An 18,871-nucleotide genomic window follows, 5' to 3' on the forward strand; every position below is an offset into this window, starting at 1 on the left:
TTTTTCGCGGCGCACCCACCAGGTGCGTGCGCCGTCATGCATTAAGCGTCGAGCGAACCTTGGTCGATCAGCAGACCTGGGCCCATGGTGGTGCTCAGGGTCACGCGCTTGACGTAGACGCCTTTCGAGGTCGACGGCTTCAGACGCTTCAGATCGGCCAGCAGGGCTTCCACGTTCTGCTTCAGCTTGTCGGCTTCGAAGCCAACCTTGCCGACGGAACCGTGGATGATGCCGTTCTTGTCGGTACGGAAACGTACCTGACCAGCCTTGGCATTCTTCACTGCAGTGGCTACGTCCGGGGTCACGGTGCCGACTTTCGGGTTAGGCATCAGACCGCGCGGACCGAGTACCTGGCCCAGCTGGCCAACAACGCGCATGGCGTCCGGGGAAGCGATGACCACGTCATAGTTCAGGTCGCCGCCTTTCATTTCGGCAGCCAGGTCGTCCATGCCTACGCGGTCAGCACCGGCAGCCAGAGCAGCTTCAGCGCCCGGACCCTGGGTGAACACGGCAACGCGAACGGTTTTGCCGCTGCCGTTGGGCAGAACGGTGGCGCCACGAACGACCTGGTCGGATTTACGCGGGTCAACGCCGAGGTTGATCGAGATATCGACCGACTCGGAGAACTTGACGGCGGAAATTTCGGCCAGCAGCGCAGCAGCATCGTTGAAGCTGTAGGCCTTGCCCGGCTCGATCTTGGCTGCGATAGCCTTTTGGCGCTTGGTCAGCTTAGCCATTACACACCCTCCACGTTGAGGCCCATGCTACGAGCAGAACCGGCGATGGTACGCACGGCTGCATCCATATCAGCTGCAGTCAGATCGGCCTGCTTGGTCTTGGCGATCTCTTCGAGCTGGGCACGGGTAACGGTGCCAACCTTGACAGTGTTCGGACGAGCCGAACCGCTGGTCAGACCGGCTGCTTTCTTCAGCAGCACGGAGGCCGGGGTGCTCTTGGTTTCGAAGGTGAAGCTACGGTCACTGTAAACAGTGATGATCACTGGAGTCGGCAGACCAGGCTCCATGCCCTGGGTCTTGGCGTTGAACGCCTTGCAGAATTCCATGATGTTGACGCCGTGCTGGCCCAGAGCGGGACCAACGGGTGGCGACGGGTTGGCCTGACCGGCCTTTACTTGCAGCTTGATATAAGCCGTGATTTTCTTAGCCATTAGCTACTCCAGTTACGGGTTCTAGCGCCTTTCGGCTCCCCGACTATTGCCTGTTTATCCCAGTGACAACAAAACCCCGCAGCCTGTGACTGCGGGGTATGGGATGCGTGTGCCAGTTACGACTTCTCGACCTGACTGAACTCCAGCTCGACCGGAGTGGCACGACCGAAAATGGTCACTGCCACCTGGATGCGGCTCTTCTCGTAATTCACTTCTTCGACCACGCCGCTGAAATCAGCGAACGGACCATCGATAACACGAACCATCTCACCCGGCTCGAACAACGTCTTCGGCTTGGGCTTGTCACCGCTATCGGCGACACGACGCAGAATGGCGTCAGCTTCCTTTTCGGTGATCGGCGCCGGCTTGTCGGCAGTACCACCGATAAAACCCATCACCCGCGGCGTATCCTTGATCAAGTGCCAAGTCGCCTCGTTCATTTCCATCTGCACCAGCACGTAGCCTGGAAAGAACTTGCGCTCACTCTTGCGCTTCTGGCCGTTACGCATCTCCACCACTTCTTCGGTGGGCACCAGAATCTCGCCGAACTCATCTTCCATTCCGGCGAACTTTACGCGCTCGATCAGCGAACGCATTACATGCTTCTCGTAACCCGAGTAAGCATGCACAACGTACCAACGCTTAGCCACGGGACACCCTATCTCAACTTACAATAAACGACACAAGCCAACCGAGGAGCGAATCGAGCCCCCAGAGCACCAGAGCCATGACGAGCACGACCAGGACGACGATCAGCGTGGTTTGCGTGGTTTCCTGACGGGTCGGCCAGACAACCTTGCGAATTTCAACGCGAGCTTCCTTTGCCAGCCCAAAAAAGGACTGACCCTTGGCGGTGTTCAGCGCAATCAGCGCGGCAACGACTGCCAGCACCAGCACACCCACCACACGGTACAGAATCGGCTCACCGGAAAAGTACTGATTACCGACCACTCCAGCGACCACAAGCAGGGCCACCGCGATCCACTTGAGCAGATCAAAACGAGAGTCTTTGGCTTCAGCCTTAACATTCATGAACAAGGATCCTGTGAGAAGACACGCCAAATTCGTTAGAAAATGGCAGGTCAGGAGGGAATCGAACCCCCAACCTGCGGTTTTGGAGACCGCCGCTCTGCCAATTGAGCTACTGACCTAGAACTAAAATCAGGCCGACCATTATGCCGGCCCGATGGGGACAGATCAATCGATTATTCGACGATCTTTGCTACAACACCGGCGCCAACGGTACGACCACCTTCGCGAATGGCGAAGCGCAGGCCGTCTTCCATGGCGATCGGCTTGATCAGGGTGACAACCATCTTGATGTTGTCGCCCGGCATTACCATCTCAACGCCTTCCGGCAGTTCGCACGAACCGGTCACGTCAGTGGTACGGAAGTAGAACTGCGGACGGTAGCCCTTGAAGAACGGGGTGTGACGACCACCTTCTTCCTTGGACAGAACGTACACTTCAGCTTCGAACTTGGTGTGCGGCTTGATGGTGCCCGGCTTGGCCAGAACCTGACCACGCTCTACGTCGTCACGCTTGGTGCCGCGCAGCAGAACGCCACAGTTCTCACCAGCACGACCTTCGTCGAGCAGCTTGCGGAACATCTCGACACCGGTGCAGGTGGTCTTGGTGGTAGCACGCAGACCAACGATCTCGATTTCTTCCTGGATCTTGACGATACCGCGCTCTACACGACCGGTAACTACAGTACCGCGGCCGGAGATCGAGAACACGTCTTCGATCGGCATCAGGAACGGACGATCGATAGCACGAACCGGCTCTGGAATGTAGCTGTCCAGAGTTTCCACCAGGGTCTTCACCGCAGTGGTACCCATGCCGTTGTCGTCCTGGCCGTTCAGAGCCATCAGCGCCGAACCGATGATGATCGGGGTGTCGTCGCCCGGGAAGTCGTAGGTGCTCAGCAGATCGCGAACTTCCATCTCGACCAGTTCCAGCAGCTCAGCGTCGTCAACCATGTCAGCCTTGTTCAGGAAGACAACGATGTACGGAACGCCTACCTGACGGGACAGCAGGATGTGCTCACGGGTCTGCGGCATCGGACCATCGGCGGCCGAGCAAACCAGGATCGCGCCGTCCATCTGGGCAGCACCGGTAATCATGTTCTTGACGTAGTCAGCGTGACCCGGGCAGTCAACGTGCGCGTAGTGACGTACGGACGAATCGTACTCTACGTGTGCAGTGTTGATGGTGATACCACGAGCCTTCTCTTCCGGAGCGCTATCGATCTTGTCGAAGTCGACCTTGGCCGAACCGAAAACTTCGGAGCAGACGCGAGTCAGAGCAGCGGTCAGAGTGGTTTTGCCATGGTCAACGTGACCGATGGTGCCAACGTTGACGTGCGGTTTGTTACGTTCAAACTTTTCTTTAGCCATTTTGACCGTCCCCGAACGAAGAATTCAGCTAGCGATACCGCCATTAAAACAAAGGCAGATACTTTCATATCTGCCTTTATTAAATGGAGCTCATGAGCGGATTTGAACCGCTGACCTCACCCTTACCAAGGGTGTGCTCTACCAACTGAGCTACATGAGCGAAACACATTGCGCGACCAACAAAAGCTGGAGCGGGCAGCGGGAATCGAACCCGCATCATCAGCTTGGAAGGCTGAGGTTCTACCACTGAACTATGCCCGCGGAGCCTGCAGCTCGCGCTTAAATCTGGTGGAGGGAGAAGGATTCGAACCTTCGAAGTCTATGACGTCAGATTTACAGTCTGATCCCTTTGGCCGCTCGGGAATCCCTCCATAAGGAGGCGGCATTCTCTTTATCTGCCACCCTACTGTCAAGCACTTTCTCATTTAAAAACCTGAGCTTAGCGTCGCTAACAGCAACTTCGCATTTCATCCCTAGAGATGACCACCCTGCGAAGCGGGCGCCATTCTATGCATTCTATCGAACGCTTGCAACCCCCTCGCAGGGCATTAATTGATGTTGTAAGCCATTGAAGTCCAAAGACAAACGCTCGAGCAGCGAATCATCGACCAAACGCCGGCTTTCCGGGGCGATGCGCACCCAGTGACTGCGGTTGGCACGCGGCAATTCGCGTAGCAGCGGCTCGTAACCAGCGCGGCGCAGGCGCGAGATCACGCTGTCGGCCGAATCGTGACGAGGAAAGATGCCCAGCGAAATACCGTTGGCCAGATCGCCCTGGCTGATGATGTAGCTGTCGATCTTGCGCGCCTGCAGCTCTCGCAGTTGCCTTAGCGAGGCCTGACGTGAAGCCAGGGGCGGAAGATAGACCCAGTAATCGACGGCGCCCGCCGACTCGACCACCAGGGTCTGCGAACGAATATCCAGGCTCAGCAGCCGCTGCTCCACCTGCTCAGCCTGCGCCGGCTCATCGAAGCGGCCCAGGAACAGACACACGGCCTGTTCAGGCGCCTCTTCTCTGACAGCAGGAGTACGTCGCTCCTGGGGCTGGGATTCGCTCAGCAACTGGATGTCGCGTCGGCTGTCCTGGTACAGGGACAGGGGTGCAACCTCCTTCGCCTGCATGGGCACCTGTTGCTGATGCCATACGTAGTAGAAGGCGTTGAGCACCACCAACAGCATGAAGATCCAGCGCATCACTTCTCTCCCACCACCGGACAGGCAATCGCCAAACCGATAAAGACCAGATCAGGCACCACGCGCGCCGCCGGCACCCACTCCGCCGCCATCGCCGCATCTCCCCCGGTCAGAAACACTGCTACATCATCTCCACATTGCTGACGAGCCAGCTCGAGCTGAGTACTCACGAAACCGCGCAACATCAGCCGACAGCCACGCTCCACGGCCTCTGCGGTGCAGCGCCCCGGCATCAGGCTGTCGCCGGCCTGCTTCACGGCAGCGCTGTCATAGCGAATCCGGCGCGTGTGGGTGAGCAATTGGCTGCGCATCAGCGGCATCCCTGGGCATATGAAACCGCCCAGATGCGCACCCCCAGCGGCGATGAAGTCCGAGGTGATCGCCGTACCGAGATCCAGGACCAGACAGGCGCCCTGTTCCAGGCTGTAAGCACCGACGACAGCGAGCCATCGATCGAGCCCCAACCGTTGATAATCCACGTAGCCGTTCTGCACGCCGGCGAGCGTCTGTGCAGGCGCCGCCACCTGGCACTCGATCGCGAAGCGCTCGCTCAGGGCGGCACAGAGCAGACGCGTTTCATCATCGGCGCGCACGCTCACCAGACGACAAGTCGATAGCTGCTGCGCAAAACGATCCGCCAGCGCGGCTATGAGCACCTCACCGTTATCCGCAACGCCACTGGCGAGCGCTGCGCCCACGCCTGCACGCGGCAGGACACGCCACTTGATGAAGCTGTTACCGCAGTCAAGCTCAAGAATCATCACGCAACCTCAGACTGAGCTCACCACCGCTGAACACCTGTTCCCGCCCTTCGACTTCCAGGCGTAGCGCCCCCGTGTCGTCAACCCCGAGCACACGTCCCTGAACGGATTGCAGCCCAGCGGCGAGCACTGCCATGCGGCCCTGCCACAGGTGATTGGCCTCCCACTGCTCACGCAGCGAGGCGAAACCATGGGTCTGGTGCAGCTGCAGATAGTGCTGCAGTTGACGGTCGAGGCTGGCAACGAACCCGTTGCGATCAACCTGACCGCCCACCACCTGACGCAGCGAGGTCCAGGGCTGATCGATGGTCTCGCCGCGCGGTGGGACCCGCATATTGATATTTACACCGATACCGATGACCACGTGACAGATGTCGGCCGGATCCCCAGAGAGCTCCAACAGGATTCCGGCAACCTTGCGGCCGCCGACCAGCAAATCGTTGGGCCACTTCAAGCCGGCATCCTCGACGCCCGCCTCACGAAGCACCTGCAGGAGCGCAAGCCCCACCACGAGGCTGAGACCCTCGAGCTGACGCATTCCACCGCTGACCCGCAGCACCAGGCTGTAATACAGGTTCTCACCGAATGGACTCGCCCAACTGCGACCACGCCGGCCACGACCCGCGGTTTGCTGCTCGGCAATCACCAGAAATGGCGGAACGGCGCCGGATGCCAGATGGCGGAGGGCCTCTGCATTGGTCGAATCGACTTGCTGCAGCAGGATGACCGGGAACGAGGACGAAGCGGTCAGCGCGTCGATGTCCAGCAGGGACAAGGGGGTCTCGAGCCGGTACCCACGCCCGCGAACCTTGTGGATCTGCAGATCGAACTCGGCTTCGAGCGCCTGCAGGCGCTTCCAGATAGCCGCCCGACTCACACCCACAGCTGCTCCGAGCTCCTCACCCGAATGAAACTGCCCATCCTGTAGAAGTCGCAATAAAGACTGCATGCCTGATCTGCCCTGCTTCAAGGAGCGCATGATAACGATGCACTCGGCCGCTGCCTACACGGCCAGGGCGCATTCATCCGAATAGAAAGGGATGGGAGCAGGGGCTCGGTGAATCTTGATGCCGAGCGCAATGAGCTGAATGAGCGGGACGAGGCTACCGAGCAGCACGCGGCAACATCAGAGCGCTGCCGCCGCTCCTTTCAGCAACTCTGCCACGGGGGAGCCTGAGTCTTTAGGGCTATATCGTCCGTAGCCTGCGGTTGAGCGAAGCGATACCCAGGTCAGCTTGCCCTGCATCTTCCGGTTTTTATGAGCCGAAAAGACGAAACCCCAGATCTCTGTCGAGACCTGGGGTTTCTTATAGAAGCTTGACGATGACCTACTCTCACATGGAGAAGCTCCACACTACCATCGGCGATGCGTCGTTTCACTACTGAGTTCGGGATGGGATCAGGTGGTTCCAACGCTCTATGGTCGTCAAGCAAACTGGTTGCTGCTTCGGGGTTTAGCCGCTGCAGCGAATTGGGTATGTGATATCGGTTGGTAGTGCGTGTTCTCGCAAATCTTCGGCATTACTGTCGACTTCAACCGTCCAACAGCCAAATTGTTTGGGTGTTATATGGTCAAGCCTCACGGGCAATTAGTACTGGTTAGCTCAACGCCTCACAACGCTTACACACCCAGCCTATCAACGTCGTAGTCTTCGACGGCCCTTTAGGGAACTCAAGGTTCCAGTGAGATCTCATCTTGAGGCAAGTTTCCCGCTTAGATGCTTTCAGCGGTTATCTTTCCCGAACATAGCTACCCGGCAATGCCACTGGCGTGACAACCGGAACACCAGAGGTTCGTCCACTCCGGTCCTCTCGTACTAGGAGCAGCCCCTCTCAAATCTCAAACGTCCACGGCAGATAGGGACCGAACTGTCTCACGACGTTCTAAACCCAGCTCGCGTACCACTTTAAATGGCGAACAGCCATACCCTTGGGACCGGCTTCAGCCCCAGGATGTGATGAGCCGACATCGAGGTGCCAAACACCGCCGTCGATATGAACTCTTGGGCGGTATCAGCCTGTTATCCCCGGAGTACCTTTTATCCGTTGAGCGATGGCCCTTCCATACAGAACCACCGGATCACTAAGACCTACTTTCGTACCTGCTCGACGTGTCTGTCTCGCAGTCAAGCGCGCTTTTGCCTTTATACTCTGCGACCGATTTCCGACCGGTCTGAGCGCACCTTCGTACTCCTCCGTTACTCTTTAGGAGGAGACCGCCCCAGTCAAACTACCCACCATACACTGTCCTCGATCCGGATAACGGACCAGAGTTAGAACCTCAAGGTTGCCAGGGTGGTATTTCAAGGATGGCTCCATGAGAACTGGCGTCCCCACTTCAAAGCCTCCCACCTATCCTACACAAGCAAGCTCAAAGTCCAGTGCAAAGCTATAGTAAAGGTTCACGGGGTCTTTCCGTCTAGCCGCGGATACACTGCATCTTCACAGCGATTTCAATTTCACTGAGTCTCGGGTGGAGACAGCGCCGCCATCGTTACGCCATTCGTGCAGGTCGGAACTTACCCGACAAGGAATTTCGCTACCTTAGGACCGTTATAGTTACGGCCGCCGTTTACCGGGGCTTCGATCAAGAGCTTCGCGTTAGCTAACCCCATCAATTAACCTTCCGGCACCGGGCAGGCGTCACACCCTATACGTCCACTTTCGTGTTTGCAGAGTGCTGTGTTTTTAATAAACAGTCGCAGCGGCCTGGTATCTTCGACCGGCATGTGCTTACGGGGTAAACCCTTCACACTCACCGGCGCACCTTCTCCCGAAGTTACGGTGCCATTTTGCCTAGTTCCTTCACCCGAGTTCTCTCAAGCGCCTTGGTATTCTCTACCTAACCACCTGTGTCGGTTTGGGGTACGGTTCCTAATTACCTGAAGCTTAGAAGCTTTTCCTGGAAGCATGGCATCAACCACTTCATCGTCCTAAAGGACAACTCGTCATCAGCTCTCGGCCTTGATTTCCCGGATTTACCTAAGAAACCAGCCTACCACCTTAAACACGGACAACCAACGCCGTGCTGGCCTAGCCTTCTCCGTCCCTCCATCGCAGTAATTAGAAGTACGGGAATATTAACCCGTTTCCCATCGACTACGCATTTCTGCCTCGCCTTAGGGGCCGACTCACCCTGCGTCGATTAACGTTGCGCAGGAAACCTTGGTCTTTCGGCGTGCGAGTTTTTCACTCGCATTGTCGTTACTCATGTCAGCATTCGCACTTCTGATACCTCCAGCAAGCTTCTCAACTCACCTTCACAGGCTTACAGAACGCTCCTCTACCGCTCAACTTACGTTGAACCCGTAGCTTCGGTGTATGGTTTGAGCCCCGTTACATCTTCCGCGCAGGCCGACTCGACTAGTGAGCTATTACGCTTTCTTTAAAGGGTGGCTGCTTCTAAGCCAACCTCCTAGCTGTCTAAGCCTTCCCACATCGTTTCCCACTTAACCATAACTTTGGGACCTTAGCTGACGGTCTGGGTTGTTTCCCTTTTCACGACGGACGTTAGCACCCGCCGTGTGTCTCCCGTGCTGACACTTGCTGGTATTCGGAGTTTGCATCGGTTTGGTAAGTCGGGATGACCCCCTAGCCGAAACAGTGCTCTACCCCCAGCAGTGATACACGAGGCGCTACCTAAATAGCTTTCGAGGAGAACCAGCTATCTCCGAGCTTGATTAGCCTTTCACTCCGATCCACAGGTCATCCGCTAACTTTTCAACGGTAGTCGGTTCGGTCCTCCAGTCAGTGTTACCTAACCTTCAACCTGCCCATGGATAGATCGCCCGGTTTCGGGTCTATACCCAGCGACTAAACGCCCTATTAAGACTCGCTTTCGCTACGCCTCCCCTATTCGGTTAAGCTCGCCACTGAATATAAGTCGCTGACCCATTATACAAAAGGTACGCAGTCACCCAACAAAGTAGGCTCCCACTGCTTGTACGCATACGGTTTCAGGTTCTATTTCACTCCCCTCTCCGGGGTTCTTTTCGCCTTTCCCTCACGGTACTGGTTCACTATCGGTCAGTCAGTAGTATTTAGCCTTGGAGGATGGTCCCCCCATATTCAGACAAAGTTTCTCGTGCTCCGTCCTACTCGATTTCATTGATAAGAGCATTTCGTGTACGGGGCTATCACCCACTACGGCGGCACTTTCCAGAGCCTTCCACTACACTCTAATCAACTTAAGGGCTAGTCCCCGTTCGCTCGCCACTACTAAGGGAATCTCGGTTGATTTCTTTTCCTCAGGGTACTTAGATGTTTCAGTTCCCCTGGTTCGCCTCATGCACCTATGTATTCAGTGCATGATACCCAGCTTATGCTAGGTGGGTTCCCCCATTCAGAGATCTCTGGATCACAGTCTGTTTGCCGACTCCCCAAAGCTTATCGCAGGCTACAACGTCTTTCATCGCCTCTGACTGCCAAGGCATCCACCGTATGCGCTTCTTCACTTGACCATATAACCCCAAGCAATCTGGTTACTGTCTATAACGTGAAGACGACATTCGCCGAAAATTTGCACTTGAGAACAACGCAAATTTACCTTGACCAGATCAACTGCCAGTGAAAGCAGCCAATCAGTCACTTCTATCACATACCCAAATTTTTAAAGAACGATGTATCGACTGGTCAAAGACCAGAAATCAACATTCTCTCTGCCACCGGCAGGAATGCTCATTTCTGAACTCTCAACGTAACGACTGCAACCCGAAAGTGGTGGAGCCAAGCGGGATCGAACCGCTGACCTCCTGCGTGCAAGGCAGGCGCTCTCCCAGCTGAGCTATGGCCCCGTATCATCTGCACCTGAATTGGTAGGTCTGGGCAGATTTGAACTGCCGACCTCACCCTTATCAGGGGTGCGCTCTAACCAACTGAGCTACAGACCTATAACAGGGCGGCACCAAGCCGACCTCACCCTACTCTCTACAACAGCGTGGGGTGCGCTCCAACCAACTGAGCACCGGCCTAGGCAAGGCGTTACAGCATCGTCTTCTACAATGAATCAAGCAATTCGTGTGGGAGCTTATGAATAAGCTGCGATCTTCGATTAAGGAGGTGATCCAGCCGCAGGTTCCCCTACGGCTACCTTGTTACGACTTCACCCCAGTCATGAATCACACCGTGGTAACCGTCCTCCCGAAGGTTAGACTAGCTACTTCTGGTGCAACCCACTCCCATGGTGTGACGGGCGGTGTGTACAAGGCCCGGGAACGTATTCACCGTGACATTCTGATTCACGATTACTAGCGATTCCGACTTCACGCAGTCGAGTTGCAGACTGCGATCCGGACTACGATCGGTTTTATGGGATTAGCTCCACCTCGCGGCTTGGCAACCCTTTGTACCGACCATTGTAGCACGTGTGTAGCCCTGGCCGTAAGGGCCATGATGACTTGACGTCATCCCCACCTTCCTCCGGTTTGTCACCGGCAGTCTCCTTAGAGTTCCCACCCGAGGTGCTGGTAACTAAGGACAAGGGTTGCGCTCGTTACGGGACTTAACCCAACATCTCACGACACGAGCTGACGACAGCCATGCAGCACCTGTGTCTGAGCTCCCGAAGGCACCAATCCATCTCTGGAAAGTTCTCAGCATGTCAAGGCCAGGTAAGGTTCTTCGCGTTGCTTCGAATTAAACCACATGCTCCACCGCTTGTGCGGGCCCCCGTCAATTCATTTGAGTTTTAACCTTGCGGCCGTACTCCCCAGGCGGTCAACTTAATGCGTTAGCTGCGCCACTAAAATCTCAAGGATTCCAACGGCTAGTTGACATCGTTTACGGCGTGGACTACCAGGGTATCTAATCCTGTTTGCTCCCCACGCTTTCGCACCTCAGTGTCAGTATCAGTCCAGGTGGTCGCCTTCGCCACTGGTGTTCCTTCCTATATCTACGCATTTCACCGCTACACAGGAAATTCCACCACCCTCTACCGTACTCTAGCTTGCCAGTTTTGGATGCAGTTCCCAGGTTGAGCCCGGGGCTTTCACATCCAACTTAACAAACCACCTACGCGCGCTTTACGCCCAGTAATTCCGATTAACGCTTGCACCCTCTGTATTACCGCGGCTGCTGGCACAGAGTTAGCCGGTGCTTATTCTGTCGGTAACGTCAAAATTGCAGAGTATTAATCTACAACCCTTCCTCCCAACTTAAAGTGCTTTACAATCCGAAGACCTTCTTCACACACGCGGCATGGCTGGATCAGGCTTTCGCCCATTGTCCAATATTCCCCACTGCTGCCTCCCGTAGGAGTCTGGACCGTGTCTCAGTTCCAGTGTGACTGATCATCCTCTCAGACCAGTTACGGATCGTCGCCTTGGTGAGCCTTTACCCCACCAACTAGCTAATCCGACCTAGGCTCATCTATTAGCGCAAGGCCCGAAGGTCCCCTGCTTTCTCCCGTAGGACGTATGCGGTATTAGCGTTCCTTTCGAAACGTTGTCCCCCACTAATAGGCAGATTCCTAGGCATTACTCACCCGTCCGCCGCTGAATCAGGGAGCAAGCTCCCTTCAACCGCTCGACTTGCATGTGTTAGGCCTGCCGCCAGCGTTCAATCTGAGCCATGATCAAACTCTTCAGTTCAATACTGCTTGGGTTTTGAGAAAACCCTAAACTTGGCTCAGCAATCGCAAATCTCTCTATCGCTAGAGAGGTAACTCTCGAATTAACGAGTGTTTACTTGTGATGCTGATAATCTTGCGATCAGTCAGTCTTAACCCACAAGCACCCACACGAATTGCTTGATTCAGTTGTTAAAGAACGGTTGGCTGAGGCTTTCGTCTCAACCGAGGCGCGCATCTTACAGCACCCTCATTTGCTGTCAAGTTGTTTTTGAAGAACTTTTTCTTTCTTCTCAACACCTTGCAGCGCCCGACCAGATCATCTTCTCTCCAGCGGGAGGCGCATTCTACAGCGTTACAAACCGCTGTCAACACCCTCTTTACCGCCTTCGATCAAACCTGATCGAGCCATCAACAGCGCCACTCAAACCGCCCTGTCGATGCCGGCGCATTCTACTCGAATTCGCCGTCCGTGCAACCTTTATTTTCATCTAACTCGTTGATCTACAAGGAGTTTTCAGATCAGGCCGCGCCGGAAGTGGTGCGCATTATAGACCCCCAGAAACTCAGGTCAACCCTTTATTTGCGCTTTATTCGGATTTCAGCGTAACGCGTGCAAAGGCCTTCTTGCCGGCCTGGCAAACGTGGGTCGCACCCAGCTTGAACACGAAGTTGCGATCGACCACCTGACCATCCACGCGCACACCATTGGAGCCGAGCAGATCACGCGCGACCGCTGCGTTTTTCACCAGGCCTGCCTTATTAAGGAGTGCGGCGATCGGCATGTCATCGGCCGCGGCCAGCTCGACTTCTGGCAGGTCCTCGGGCAGCTCACCCTCCTTCATGCGGTTACCGGCAGAACGGTGGGCATTGGCAGCCGCCTCTTCGCCATGGAAACGGCCGACGATTTCCTCGGCCAGCTTGATCTTGATGTCGCGCGGGTTCGCCCCGGCCTCGACATCCTTCTTGAATTGCTCGATCTCATCCATGCTGCGGAAGCTGAGCAGCTCGAAGTAACGCCACATCAGCGCATCGGGCATGGACACCAGCTTGTTGTACATGACCCCCGGCGCTTCCTGGATGCCGATATAGTTGCCCAGGGACTTGGACATCTTCTTCACGCCATCCAGCCCCTCGAGCAGCGGCATGGTGACGACGCACTGGGAGGACTGGCCGTACGCGCGCTGAAGCTCGCGTCCCATCAGCAGGTTGAATTTCTGATCGGTACCACCGAGCTCGACATCGGCGCGCAGCGCCACCGAGTCGTAGCCCTGCACGAGCGGGTACAGGAATTCGTGGATGGCGATCGGCTGGTTACCGGTATAGCGCTTGTCGAAGTCGTCGCGCTCGAGCATGCGCGCCACGGTGTACTGGGAGGCCAGGCGAATGAAGTCGGCCGGGGTCAACTCGTTGATCCAGGTGGAGTTGAAGGCGACTTCGGTCTTGGCCGGATCGAGGATCTTGAAGACCTGAGCCTTGTAGGTCTCTGCATTCTCCAGCACCTGCTCACGGGTCAGGGGTGGGCGCGTGGCACTCTTGCCACTGGGGTCGCCGATCATCCCGGTGAAGTCGCCGATCAGGAAGATCACCTGATGTCCCAGCTCCTGGAACTGGCGCAGCTTATTAATAAGCACGGTATGCCCCAGGTGCAGATCCGGTGCAGTCGGATCGAAGCCTGCCTTGATACGCAGCGGCTCACCGCGCTTGAGCTTCTCGATCAGCTCAGCTTCAACAAGGACTTCCTCCGCACCGCGCTTGATCAGCGCGAGCTGCTCTTCAACCGACTTCATAGGACTCACAGCCACCAGATTCAAAAGGGCTCCAACCATACAAGATCGCCCACAAATGACAAGTTTTGCCCTGCATCGCTCACTCCAGGCGCCGACCATCACCTGCGGGGTTGCCTCGAGGTAGATTTGGTTATATTTTATACAGTTACTGCATATTCATCAGTTTCTTCTTTTTCCTCTTCATCTTTTCACTTCACCAAAAAGCAGCCCTATGACCTCTACAACTAAAGCGCCGCCGCTCTATCCCAAGACACACATCATCGCAGCCAGCGGCGTTGCCGCCCTCCTCAGCCTCGCGCTCCTGGTGTTTCCCTCCCGCGAAGTAGAAGCCAAGAAGACCTTCCTCAATCTGGACATGGACAATGGTTCCGAGCAGATTCAGCAGAGCCTGCCCGGCAATCAGGCAGACGGCGCAACCGAGGAAGACGTCGACTCGCCGTTCGCGCAAATAGAAGGCAACAACCAATCGCAGAATGCCGAGCTTGAGGCAGAGCCGGAAGTTGCCGAGCAGCCGCCCGAAGATCCACGCAACAAGACGGTCACCGTGGCCAATGGCGACACGCTCTCCACGGTGTTCAGCAAGGTGGGCCTGAGTTCCAATACCCTGCATGAGGTGATCAACAGCAGCAAGGAAGCCAAGCAATTGGCCCGCCTCAAGGTCGGCCAGGAACTGCAGTTCCAGCTGAGCGACGCGGGGCAGCTGGAAAGCCTGCACAGCCAGCTCAGCGACCTGGAAAGCATCAGCCTGAGCAAGACCGACAGCGGTTACGATTTCAAGCGTGAGATGGTCAAGCCGGATGTGCACGAGTCCTACGCCCACGGGGTGATCAACAGCTCGCTGTTCGTGGCGGCCAAGCGTGCCGGCCTGTCCCACAACCTGACCATGGATCTGGCCAACATCTTCGGCTACGACATCGACTTCGCCATGGATATTCGTGAAGGCGACGAGTTCGAGGTGATCTACCAGAACAAGAAGGTCGGCGATAAATCGGTCGGCACCGGCAACATTCTTTCCGCGCGTTTCACCAACCGTGGCAAGACCTATACCGCCGTTCGCTATACCGACAAGCAAGGCAACGTCAGTTACTACGATGCCGACGGCAACAGCATGCGCAAGGCCTTCATTCGTACCCCGGTAGACTTCGCCCGTATCAGCTCGCGCTTCTCCAACGGCCGCAAGCACCCCATCCTCAACAAGATCCGCGCTCACAAGGGCGTCGATTATGCCGCCCCCCGTGGCACGCCGATCAAGGCTGCCGGCGATGGCAAGGTCATCCTCGCCGGCCGCAAGGGTGGTTACGGCAATACCGTGGTGCTGCAACACGGTAGCCGCTATCGCACCCTCTATGCGCACATGCAGGGTTTCGCCAAGGGCGTGCGCACCGGCGGCAGCGTCAAGCAGGGCCAGATCATCGGCTACATCGGTACCACCGGCCTGTCGACCGGCCCGCACCTGCACTACGAGTTCCAGGTCAACGGCACCCACGTCGACCCGCTGAGCCAGAAGCTGCCGATGTCCGATCCGATCGCTCGCCAGGAAAAGCAGCGTTTCCTGCAGATGAGCAAACCGCTGATGGCGCGCATGGATCAGGAAAAAGCCACCATGCTCGCACTCAACAAGCGCTGACCCCGTGCTCTATCTCGGCGTGATGTCCGGTACCAGTCTCGATGGGCTGGACATCGCCCTTGTCGAGCAGGGCGAGCGCACTCGATTGCTCGCCCATCACTACCAGGCCTTTCCCGATTCGCTTCGCCAGCAGCTGCTCGAACTGTGCAGCTCTGGCGCGGACGAACTGGCCCGCGCCGCCCTTGCCGAACAGCGGTGGGCGCAGCTGGTCGCCGAGGGCGTCAACAGCCTGTTGCGCGAGCAGAACCTGCTACCAGACGCCATTCGCGCCATCGGCAGCCATGGCCAGACCGTACGCCATGAACCCGCGCGGGGCTTCACCATCCAGATCGGCAACCCTGCCCTGCTGGCCGAACTGACCGGTATTACCGTAGTGGCCGACTTTCGCCGCCGCGATGTGGCAGCCGGCGGCCAGGGCGCGCCGCTGGTGCCGGCCTTTCATGAGGCGCTTTTCGCGAGCCCCGGCGCTGCCCGAGCGATTCTCAACGTGGGCGGTTTCAGCAACCTCAGCCTGCTGGAACAAGGCAAGCCCGCCAAGGGCTTCGACTGCGGGCCGGGCAACGTGCTGATGGATGCGTGGATTCACCATCATCTCGGCCATGCCTATGACAAGGATGGCGCCTGGGCTACCAGCGGTGTAGTGCAACCTGAATTGCTGACGGCGCTGCTGGCGGATCCGTTCTTCCAGGCCACGGGACCGAAGAGCACCGGGCGCGAGCTGTTCAACCTGCCCTGGCTGCTGCAGCACCTGAGCGCGCAGCCTGCCTTTGAGCCACAGGATGTGCAGGCCACCCTGCTGGAGCTGACGGCCACCAGCATCGCGGCTTCGCTGCAGCACGCGCAACCAGGCTGCGCTCAATTGCTGGTCTGCGGCGGCGGTGCCCATAACAGGGCGCTGCTGGCACGTTTGCAGGCGTTGCTGCCCGCAGCCCAGGTGAGCAGTACCGACAATCATGGCGTGCCTGCCGACTGGGTCGAGGCCATGGCGTTTGCCTGGCTGGCTCACTGTTGCCTCAATGGCATCCCCGCCAACCGGCCCGAGGTTACCGGTGCCCGGGGCTTGCGGGTGCTCGGCGCCATCTACCCAGCCTGAGCCGAGGCGCAAACGAAAACGCCGCGCAAATGCGCGGCGTTTTCATGCAAGGGCAGAACTCAGATCGAGAAGGACGAGCCGCAACCGCAAGTGGTGGTCGCGTTGGGGTTCTTGATCACGAAGCGAGAGCCCTCGAGTCCTTCCTGATAATCCACTTCCGCACCCACCAGGTACTGGAAGCTCATCGGGTCGACGACCAGGCTGACGCCCTCGCGCTCGACGATGGTGTCGTCATCGGCCACCTCCTCATCGAAGGTGAAGCCGTACTGGAAGCCCGAGCAACCGCCCCCGGTCACGAACACGCGCAGCTTCAGGCGCGGGTTGCCCTCTTCATCAACCAGGCTCTTAACCTTGCTGGCCGCTCCCTGCGTGAACTGCATCGCAGCGGCTGGGGTGAAGGTTTCGACGCTCATGTTCTCTCTCCCGGCGCCAGGCGCCCATACTGCGTGGTAGCGCTGTATTATCCGCTTACCCTAGAAAATTGGTCAACTATTGGCCGTCTTCCAGGCTCTCGGGCAGCTCCAACGGTCGGTCCTGCTCCTTGATCGGCCGCAAGCCACCCTCGACCTGGGCGCCCATGGCCATTTCCATCAGGCCATAGTAGAGATTGCCGCGAACCCGGGCCTTGGGCCCCAGTTCGACGTGCTGGCCGGCATAGACATCGCCGACGATCTCGCCGTCGATCACTACATGGGGGGCACGCACCTCGCCTTCAACCTGCCCCTCGACGCTGACCCGCACCAACCCCTGCTCGGTAAGGATATCGCCGAGCACCTTGCCATCGATCTGCACCGCGCCCTGGAACTCCAGGTCGCCGCGAAATACCGCGCCCGCCGCGATCAGGCTGGTCTTGCCCGCGAAACGCTGCATGTCAGCCTTGCCCTTGCCTTTATTCCACATGGCGAACCATCACCTATCCGTCAGTCCACTCGATTTGACGCTCGACGGCTTTTCCACCCTCGACATCAGCCTTGATACCTATGCGCTTGGGCACGAAACCCTCGGGAATTCGCAGCTCACCCAGCCGCCCCCCTTCGGGAATCGCCTGCAGGTGCTTGAATGCGAAGGGGATCGCCTTCTCGGTCGAGCCTGCCGGGAGATCGCCGCTCAACTGGCTGAGCGGCAGGCTCGTCGCCTTGCCGTTCATGCTGCCTTCCAACTGCACGTGCAAACGACCCTGCAGCGGCTTGTCATCCCCGCCGATGCGGCTGAGCATGAGTTTGAAACGATAGACGCCCGGTGTTTCCGTTGCGTGGACATCGAAGCTGCGGATCAGCAGGCCAGTGACTTTGCTGTCCGGCGCCAACACCCCTTTGTAGAAGGCCAGTTCCTGCTGCTGCTTGAAGTTCTGCTCCTCCAGCAGCTTGATGGTCAGGCGGCTCTGCTCGTTGGATTGTTGCGCCAGCTGTTCACCACTGCTGAGCACCGCCATGCGCTGACGCAACTCGTCCAGCTCGCGCGCCTGCGCCTCGACCTGCGCCTGGGTCTGTTCAAATGCCAATGCCCGCTGCTGCGTGGACCTGGCTTGCCACCAATTGCCCGCGTAAAAGGCGAGCGGCACCGCGACAAGCAGCAGCACCAGCGAGACCCGGAGACGCCGCTCCTGGGCACGGTTGCTGGGGCGAACCTCCCAACCCGACATCAGAATCGATGCCCAGGCACGCTGTGCCCGCAGGGCCGCGGTGTAATCGCAAAGGGAGCAGATGGGCGCATCGGGTGCCTCGAAACTGTTCGACGGAAAATTCGATGATAAGGCCCACCCCGCCTGCGGCCAACCGTCCTGATGACTATTGCCATCATGGGCACTAGTATCGCAAGCACAACCTACGAAAAGGAACGGCAATGCTTTATCCGTGGATCAAAGCCCTGCACATCGTCGCCATGGTCTGCTGGTTTGCCGGTCTGTTCTACCTGCCCCGGCTGTTCGTGTACCACGCCATGAGCGAGGACGCACCGAGCCGTGAACGGTTCAGCACCATGGAGCGCAAGCTGTACCGAGGCATCATGACACCGGCGATGATCGCCACGCTGGTACTGGGCGTGGGCCTGTTGATGCTCGCCCCCGGCTGGATGAGCCAGGGGTGGATGCATGCCAAGCTGACCCTGGTGATCCTGCTGGTGGGTTACCACCACCTGTGCGGCGCCATGTACAAGCGCCTGGCCCGCGGTGAGAACACACGCAGCCACGTGTTCTACCGCTGGTTCAACGAGGTGCCGGTGCTGCTATTGCTCGCCATCGTCATCCTGGTCGTGGTCAGGCCATTCTGACCCGCC

General features: G+C 57.7%; 15 protein-coding genes, 6 tRNA genes and 3 rRNA genes. 3 read left to right on the top strand and 21 right to left on the bottom strand.

Annotated features, from left to right (window positions below):
• Positions 1 to 41: 41 nt before the first annotated feature.
• The 18 genes from rplA to tyrS all read right to left on the bottom strand — a co-directional run bounded on the left by rplA (position 42) and on the right by tyrS (position 13,877).
• The gene (rplA, locus tag SA190iCDA_RS22465) at positions 42 to 737 is read right to left on the bottom strand and encodes a 50S ribosomal protein L1 (protein ID WP_070887121.1); all 696 of its coding nucleotides are present in this window, start codon (positions 735 to 737) and stop codon (positions 42 to 44) included.
• Positions 737 to 1,168, bottom strand: a complete 432-nt coding sequence (gene rplK, locus SA190iCDA_RS22470; RefSeq protein WP_013789749.1) for a 50S ribosomal protein L11 — start codon at positions 1,166 to 1,168, stop codon at positions 737 to 739. Before rplK ends, rplA begins: the two co-directional genes overlap by 1 nt.
• 116 nt (positions 1,169 to 1,284) lie before the next feature.
• Positions 1,285 to 1,818: a transcription termination/antitermination protein NusG gene (gene nusG, locus SA190iCDA_RS22475; RefSeq protein WP_013789748.1), complete on the bottom strand. Its 534-nt coding sequence runs from the start codon at positions 1,816 to 1,818 to the stop codon at positions 1,285 to 1,287.
• A 13-nt stretch (positions 1,819 to 1,831) separates the two neighbouring features.
• Complete coding sequence (gene secE / locus SA190iCDA_RS22480; RefSeq protein ID WP_070887120.1) at positions 1,832 to 2,200, bottom strand: preprotein translocase subunit SecE; 369 nt, start codon at positions 2,198 to 2,200, stop codon at positions 1,832 to 1,834.
• Between the two features lie 43 nt (positions 2,201 to 2,243).
• A tRNA-Trp gene (locus SA190iCDA_RS22485) sits at positions 2,244 to 2,319 on the bottom strand.
• A 54-nt stretch (positions 2,320 to 2,373) separates the two neighbouring features.
• On the bottom strand, positions 2,374 to 3,567 hold the full coding sequence (gene tuf / locus SA190iCDA_RS22490) for an elongation factor Tu (RefSeq protein WP_070887119.1): 1,194 nt from the start codon (positions 3,565 to 3,567) through the stop codon (positions 2,374 to 2,376).
• An 84-nt stretch (positions 3,568 to 3,651) separates the two neighbouring features.
• Positions 3,652 to 3,727, bottom strand: a tRNA-Thr gene (locus tag SA190iCDA_RS22495).
• Positions 3,728 to 3,754: 27 nt separating this feature from the next.
• Positions 3,755 to 3,828, bottom strand: a tRNA-Gly gene (locus SA190iCDA_RS22500).
• 25 nt (positions 3,829 to 3,853) lie between these two features.
• Positions 3,854 to 3,938: transfer RNA gene (locus SA190iCDA_RS22505), tRNA-Tyr, on the bottom strand.
• A gap of 145 nt (positions 3,939 to 4,083) precedes the next feature.
• Positions 4,084 to 4,761 carry an SPOR domain-containing protein gene (locus SA190iCDA_RS22510; RefSeq protein WP_070887118.1) on the bottom strand — a complete coding sequence of 226 codons (678 nt, stop codon included), beginning with the start codon at positions 4,759 to 4,761 and terminating at the stop codon, positions 4,084 to 4,086.
• A complete protein-coding gene (locus SA190iCDA_RS22515) occupies positions 4,761 to 5,522 on the bottom strand; it encodes a pantothenate kinase (RefSeq protein WP_070887117.1) in 762 nt (253 codons plus the stop codon). Before SA190iCDA_RS22515 ends, SA190iCDA_RS22510 begins: the two co-directional genes overlap by 1 nt.
• The gene (gene birA, locus SA190iCDA_RS22520) at positions 5,512 to 6,471 is read right to left on the bottom strand and encodes a bifunctional biotin--[acetyl-CoA-carboxylase] ligase/biotin operon repressor BirA (RefSeq protein ID WP_070887116.1); all 960 of its coding nucleotides are present in this window, start codon (positions 6,469 to 6,471) and stop codon (positions 5,512 to 5,514) included. Before birA ends, SA190iCDA_RS22515 begins: the two co-directional genes overlap by 11 nt.
• A 366-nt stretch (positions 6,472 to 6,837) precedes the next feature.
• Positions 6,838 to 6,953 (bottom strand): 5S ribosomal RNA (rrf, locus tag SA190iCDA_RS22525).
• 137 nt (positions 6,954 to 7,090) lie between these two features.
• A 23S ribosomal RNA gene (locus SA190iCDA_RS22530) occupies positions 7,091 to 9,982 on the bottom strand.
• Between the two features lie 257 nt (positions 9,983 to 10,239).
• Positions 10,240 to 10,315, bottom strand: a tRNA-Ala gene (locus tag SA190iCDA_RS22535).
• Between the two features lie 19 nt (positions 10,316 to 10,334).
• Positions 10,335 to 10,411: transfer RNA gene (locus SA190iCDA_RS22540), tRNA-Ile, on the bottom strand.
• A 162-nt stretch (positions 10,412 to 10,573) separates the two neighbouring features.
• A 16S ribosomal RNA gene (locus SA190iCDA_RS22545) occupies positions 10,574 to 12,109 on the bottom strand.
• Together the 16S, 23S and 5S rRNA genes with 2 tRNA genes alongside form the textbook arrangement of a ribosomal RNA operon.
• A gap of 568 nt (positions 12,110 to 12,677) precedes the next feature.
• Positions 12,678 to 13,877, bottom strand: coding sequence for a tyrosine--tRNA ligase (gene tyrS / locus SA190iCDA_RS22550; RefSeq protein ID WP_070886180.1), 1,200 nt, complete (start codon positions 13,875 to 13,877; stop codon positions 12,678 to 12,680).
• 211 nt (positions 13,878 to 14,088) lie between these two features.
• Between tyrS and SA190iCDA_RS22555 the strand changes: the two genes are divergently transcribed.
• Both SA190iCDA_RS22555 and SA190iCDA_RS22560 read left to right on the top strand, forming a co-directional pair.
• Positions 14,089 to 15,504 carry a peptidoglycan DD-metalloendopeptidase family protein gene (locus SA190iCDA_RS22555; RefSeq protein WP_070886179.1) on the top strand — a complete coding sequence of 472 codons (1,416 nt, stop codon included), beginning with the start codon at positions 14,089 to 14,091 and terminating at the stop codon, positions 15,502 to 15,504.
• A gap of 22 nt (positions 15,505 to 15,526) precedes the next feature.
• Positions 15,527 to 16,597 (top strand): anhydro-N-acetylmuramic acid kinase, encoded by a 1,071-nt coding sequence (locus SA190iCDA_RS22560; RefSeq protein ID WP_070886208.1) that lies wholly within the window; start codon positions 15,527 to 15,529, stop codon positions 16,595 to 16,597.
• A 59-nt stretch (positions 16,598 to 16,656) separates the two neighbouring features.
• Here SA190iCDA_RS22560 and erpA read toward each other — a convergent pair whose 3' ends face one another.
• The 3 genes from erpA to SA190iCDA_RS22575 form a co-directional block, all read right to left on the bottom strand.
• Positions 16,657 to 17,010 carry an iron-sulfur cluster insertion protein ErpA gene (gene erpA / locus SA190iCDA_RS22565; RefSeq protein ID WP_013789740.1) on the bottom strand — a complete coding sequence of 118 codons (354 nt, stop codon included), beginning with the start codon at positions 17,008 to 17,010 and terminating at the stop codon, positions 16,657 to 16,659.
• Between the two features lie 76 nt (positions 17,011 to 17,086).
• Positions 17,087 to 17,497, bottom strand: a complete 411-nt coding sequence (locus SA190iCDA_RS22570) for a bactofilin family protein (protein WP_070886178.1) — start codon at positions 17,495 to 17,497, stop codon at positions 17,087 to 17,089.
• 13 nt (positions 17,498 to 17,510) lie between these two features.
• Positions 17,511 to 18,239 carry a DUF6776 family protein gene (locus SA190iCDA_RS22575; RefSeq protein WP_070886177.1) on the bottom strand — a complete coding sequence of 243 codons (729 nt, stop codon included), beginning with the start codon at positions 18,237 to 18,239 and terminating at the stop codon, positions 17,511 to 17,513.
• A 200-nt stretch (positions 18,240 to 18,439) separates the two neighbouring features.
• Between SA190iCDA_RS22575 and hemJ the strand changes: the two genes are divergently transcribed.
• On the top strand, positions 18,440 to 18,865 hold the full coding sequence (gene hemJ / locus SA190iCDA_RS22580; protein ID WP_070886176.1) for a protoporphyrinogen oxidase HemJ: 426 nt from the start codon (positions 18,440 to 18,442) through the stop codon (positions 18,863 to 18,865).
• The last annotated feature ends 6 nt before the right edge of the window (positions 18,866 to 18,871 follow it).

This window comes from Pseudomonas argentinensis, assembly GCF_001839655.2.
GTDB lineage: Bacteria > Pseudomonadota > Gammaproteobacteria > Pseudomonadales > Pseudomonadaceae > Aquipseudomonas > Aquipseudomonas argentinensis_B.

Coding starts and splice junctions, on each gene's coding strand:
- SA190iCDA_RS22560 (WP_070886208.1), top strand. CDS start 15,527: ATGTCCGGTACCAGTCTCGATGGGCTGGACATCGCCCTTGTCGAGCAG.
- birA (WP_070887116.1), bottom strand. CDS start 6,471: ATGCAGTCTTTATTGCGACTTCTACAGGATGGGCAGTTTCATTCGGGT.
- erpA (WP_013789740.1), bottom strand. CDS start 17,010: ATGAGCGTCGAAACCTTCACCCCAGCCGCTGCGATGCAGTTCACGCAG.
- SA190iCDA_RS22575 (WP_070886177.1), bottom strand. CDS start 18,239: ATGTCGGGTTGGGAGGTTCGCCCCAGCAACCGTGCCCAGGAGCGGCGT.
- SA190iCDA_RS22515 (WP_070887117.1), bottom strand. CDS start 5,522: ATGATTCTTGAGCTTGACTGCGGTAACAGCTTCATCAAGTGGCGTGTC.
- hemJ (WP_070886176.1), top strand. CDS start 18,440: ATGCTTTATCCGTGGATCAAAGCCCTGCACATCGTCGCCATGGTCTGC.
- SA190iCDA_RS22570 (WP_070886178.1), bottom strand. CDS start 17,497: ATGTGGAATAAAGGCAAGGGCAAGGCTGACATGCAGCGTTTCGCGGGC.
- SA190iCDA_RS22510 (WP_070887118.1), bottom strand. CDS start 4,761: ATGCGCTGGATCTTCATGCTGTTGGTGGTGCTCAACGCCTTCTACTAC.
- SA190iCDA_RS22555 (WP_070886179.1), top strand. CDS start 14,089: ATGACCTCTACAACTAAAGCGCCGCCGCTCTATCCCAAGACACACATC.
- tuf (WP_070887119.1), bottom strand. CDS start 3,567: ATGGCTAAAGAAAAGTTTGAACGTAACAAACCGCACGTCAACGTTGGC.
- rplK (WP_013789749.1), bottom strand. CDS start 1,168: ATGGCTAAGAAAATCACGGCTTATATCAAGCTGCAAGTAAAGGCCGGT.
- rplA (WP_070887121.1), bottom strand. CDS start 737: ATGGCTAAGCTGACCAAGCGCCAAAAGGCTATCGCAGCCAAGATCGAG.
- secE (WP_070887120.1), bottom strand. CDS start 2,200: ATGAATGTTAAGGCTGAAGCCAAAGACTCTCGTTTTGATCTGCTCAAG.
- tyrS (WP_070886180.1), bottom strand. CDS start 13,877: ATGAAGTCGGTTGAAGAGCAGCTCGCGCTGATCAAGCGCGGTGCGGAG.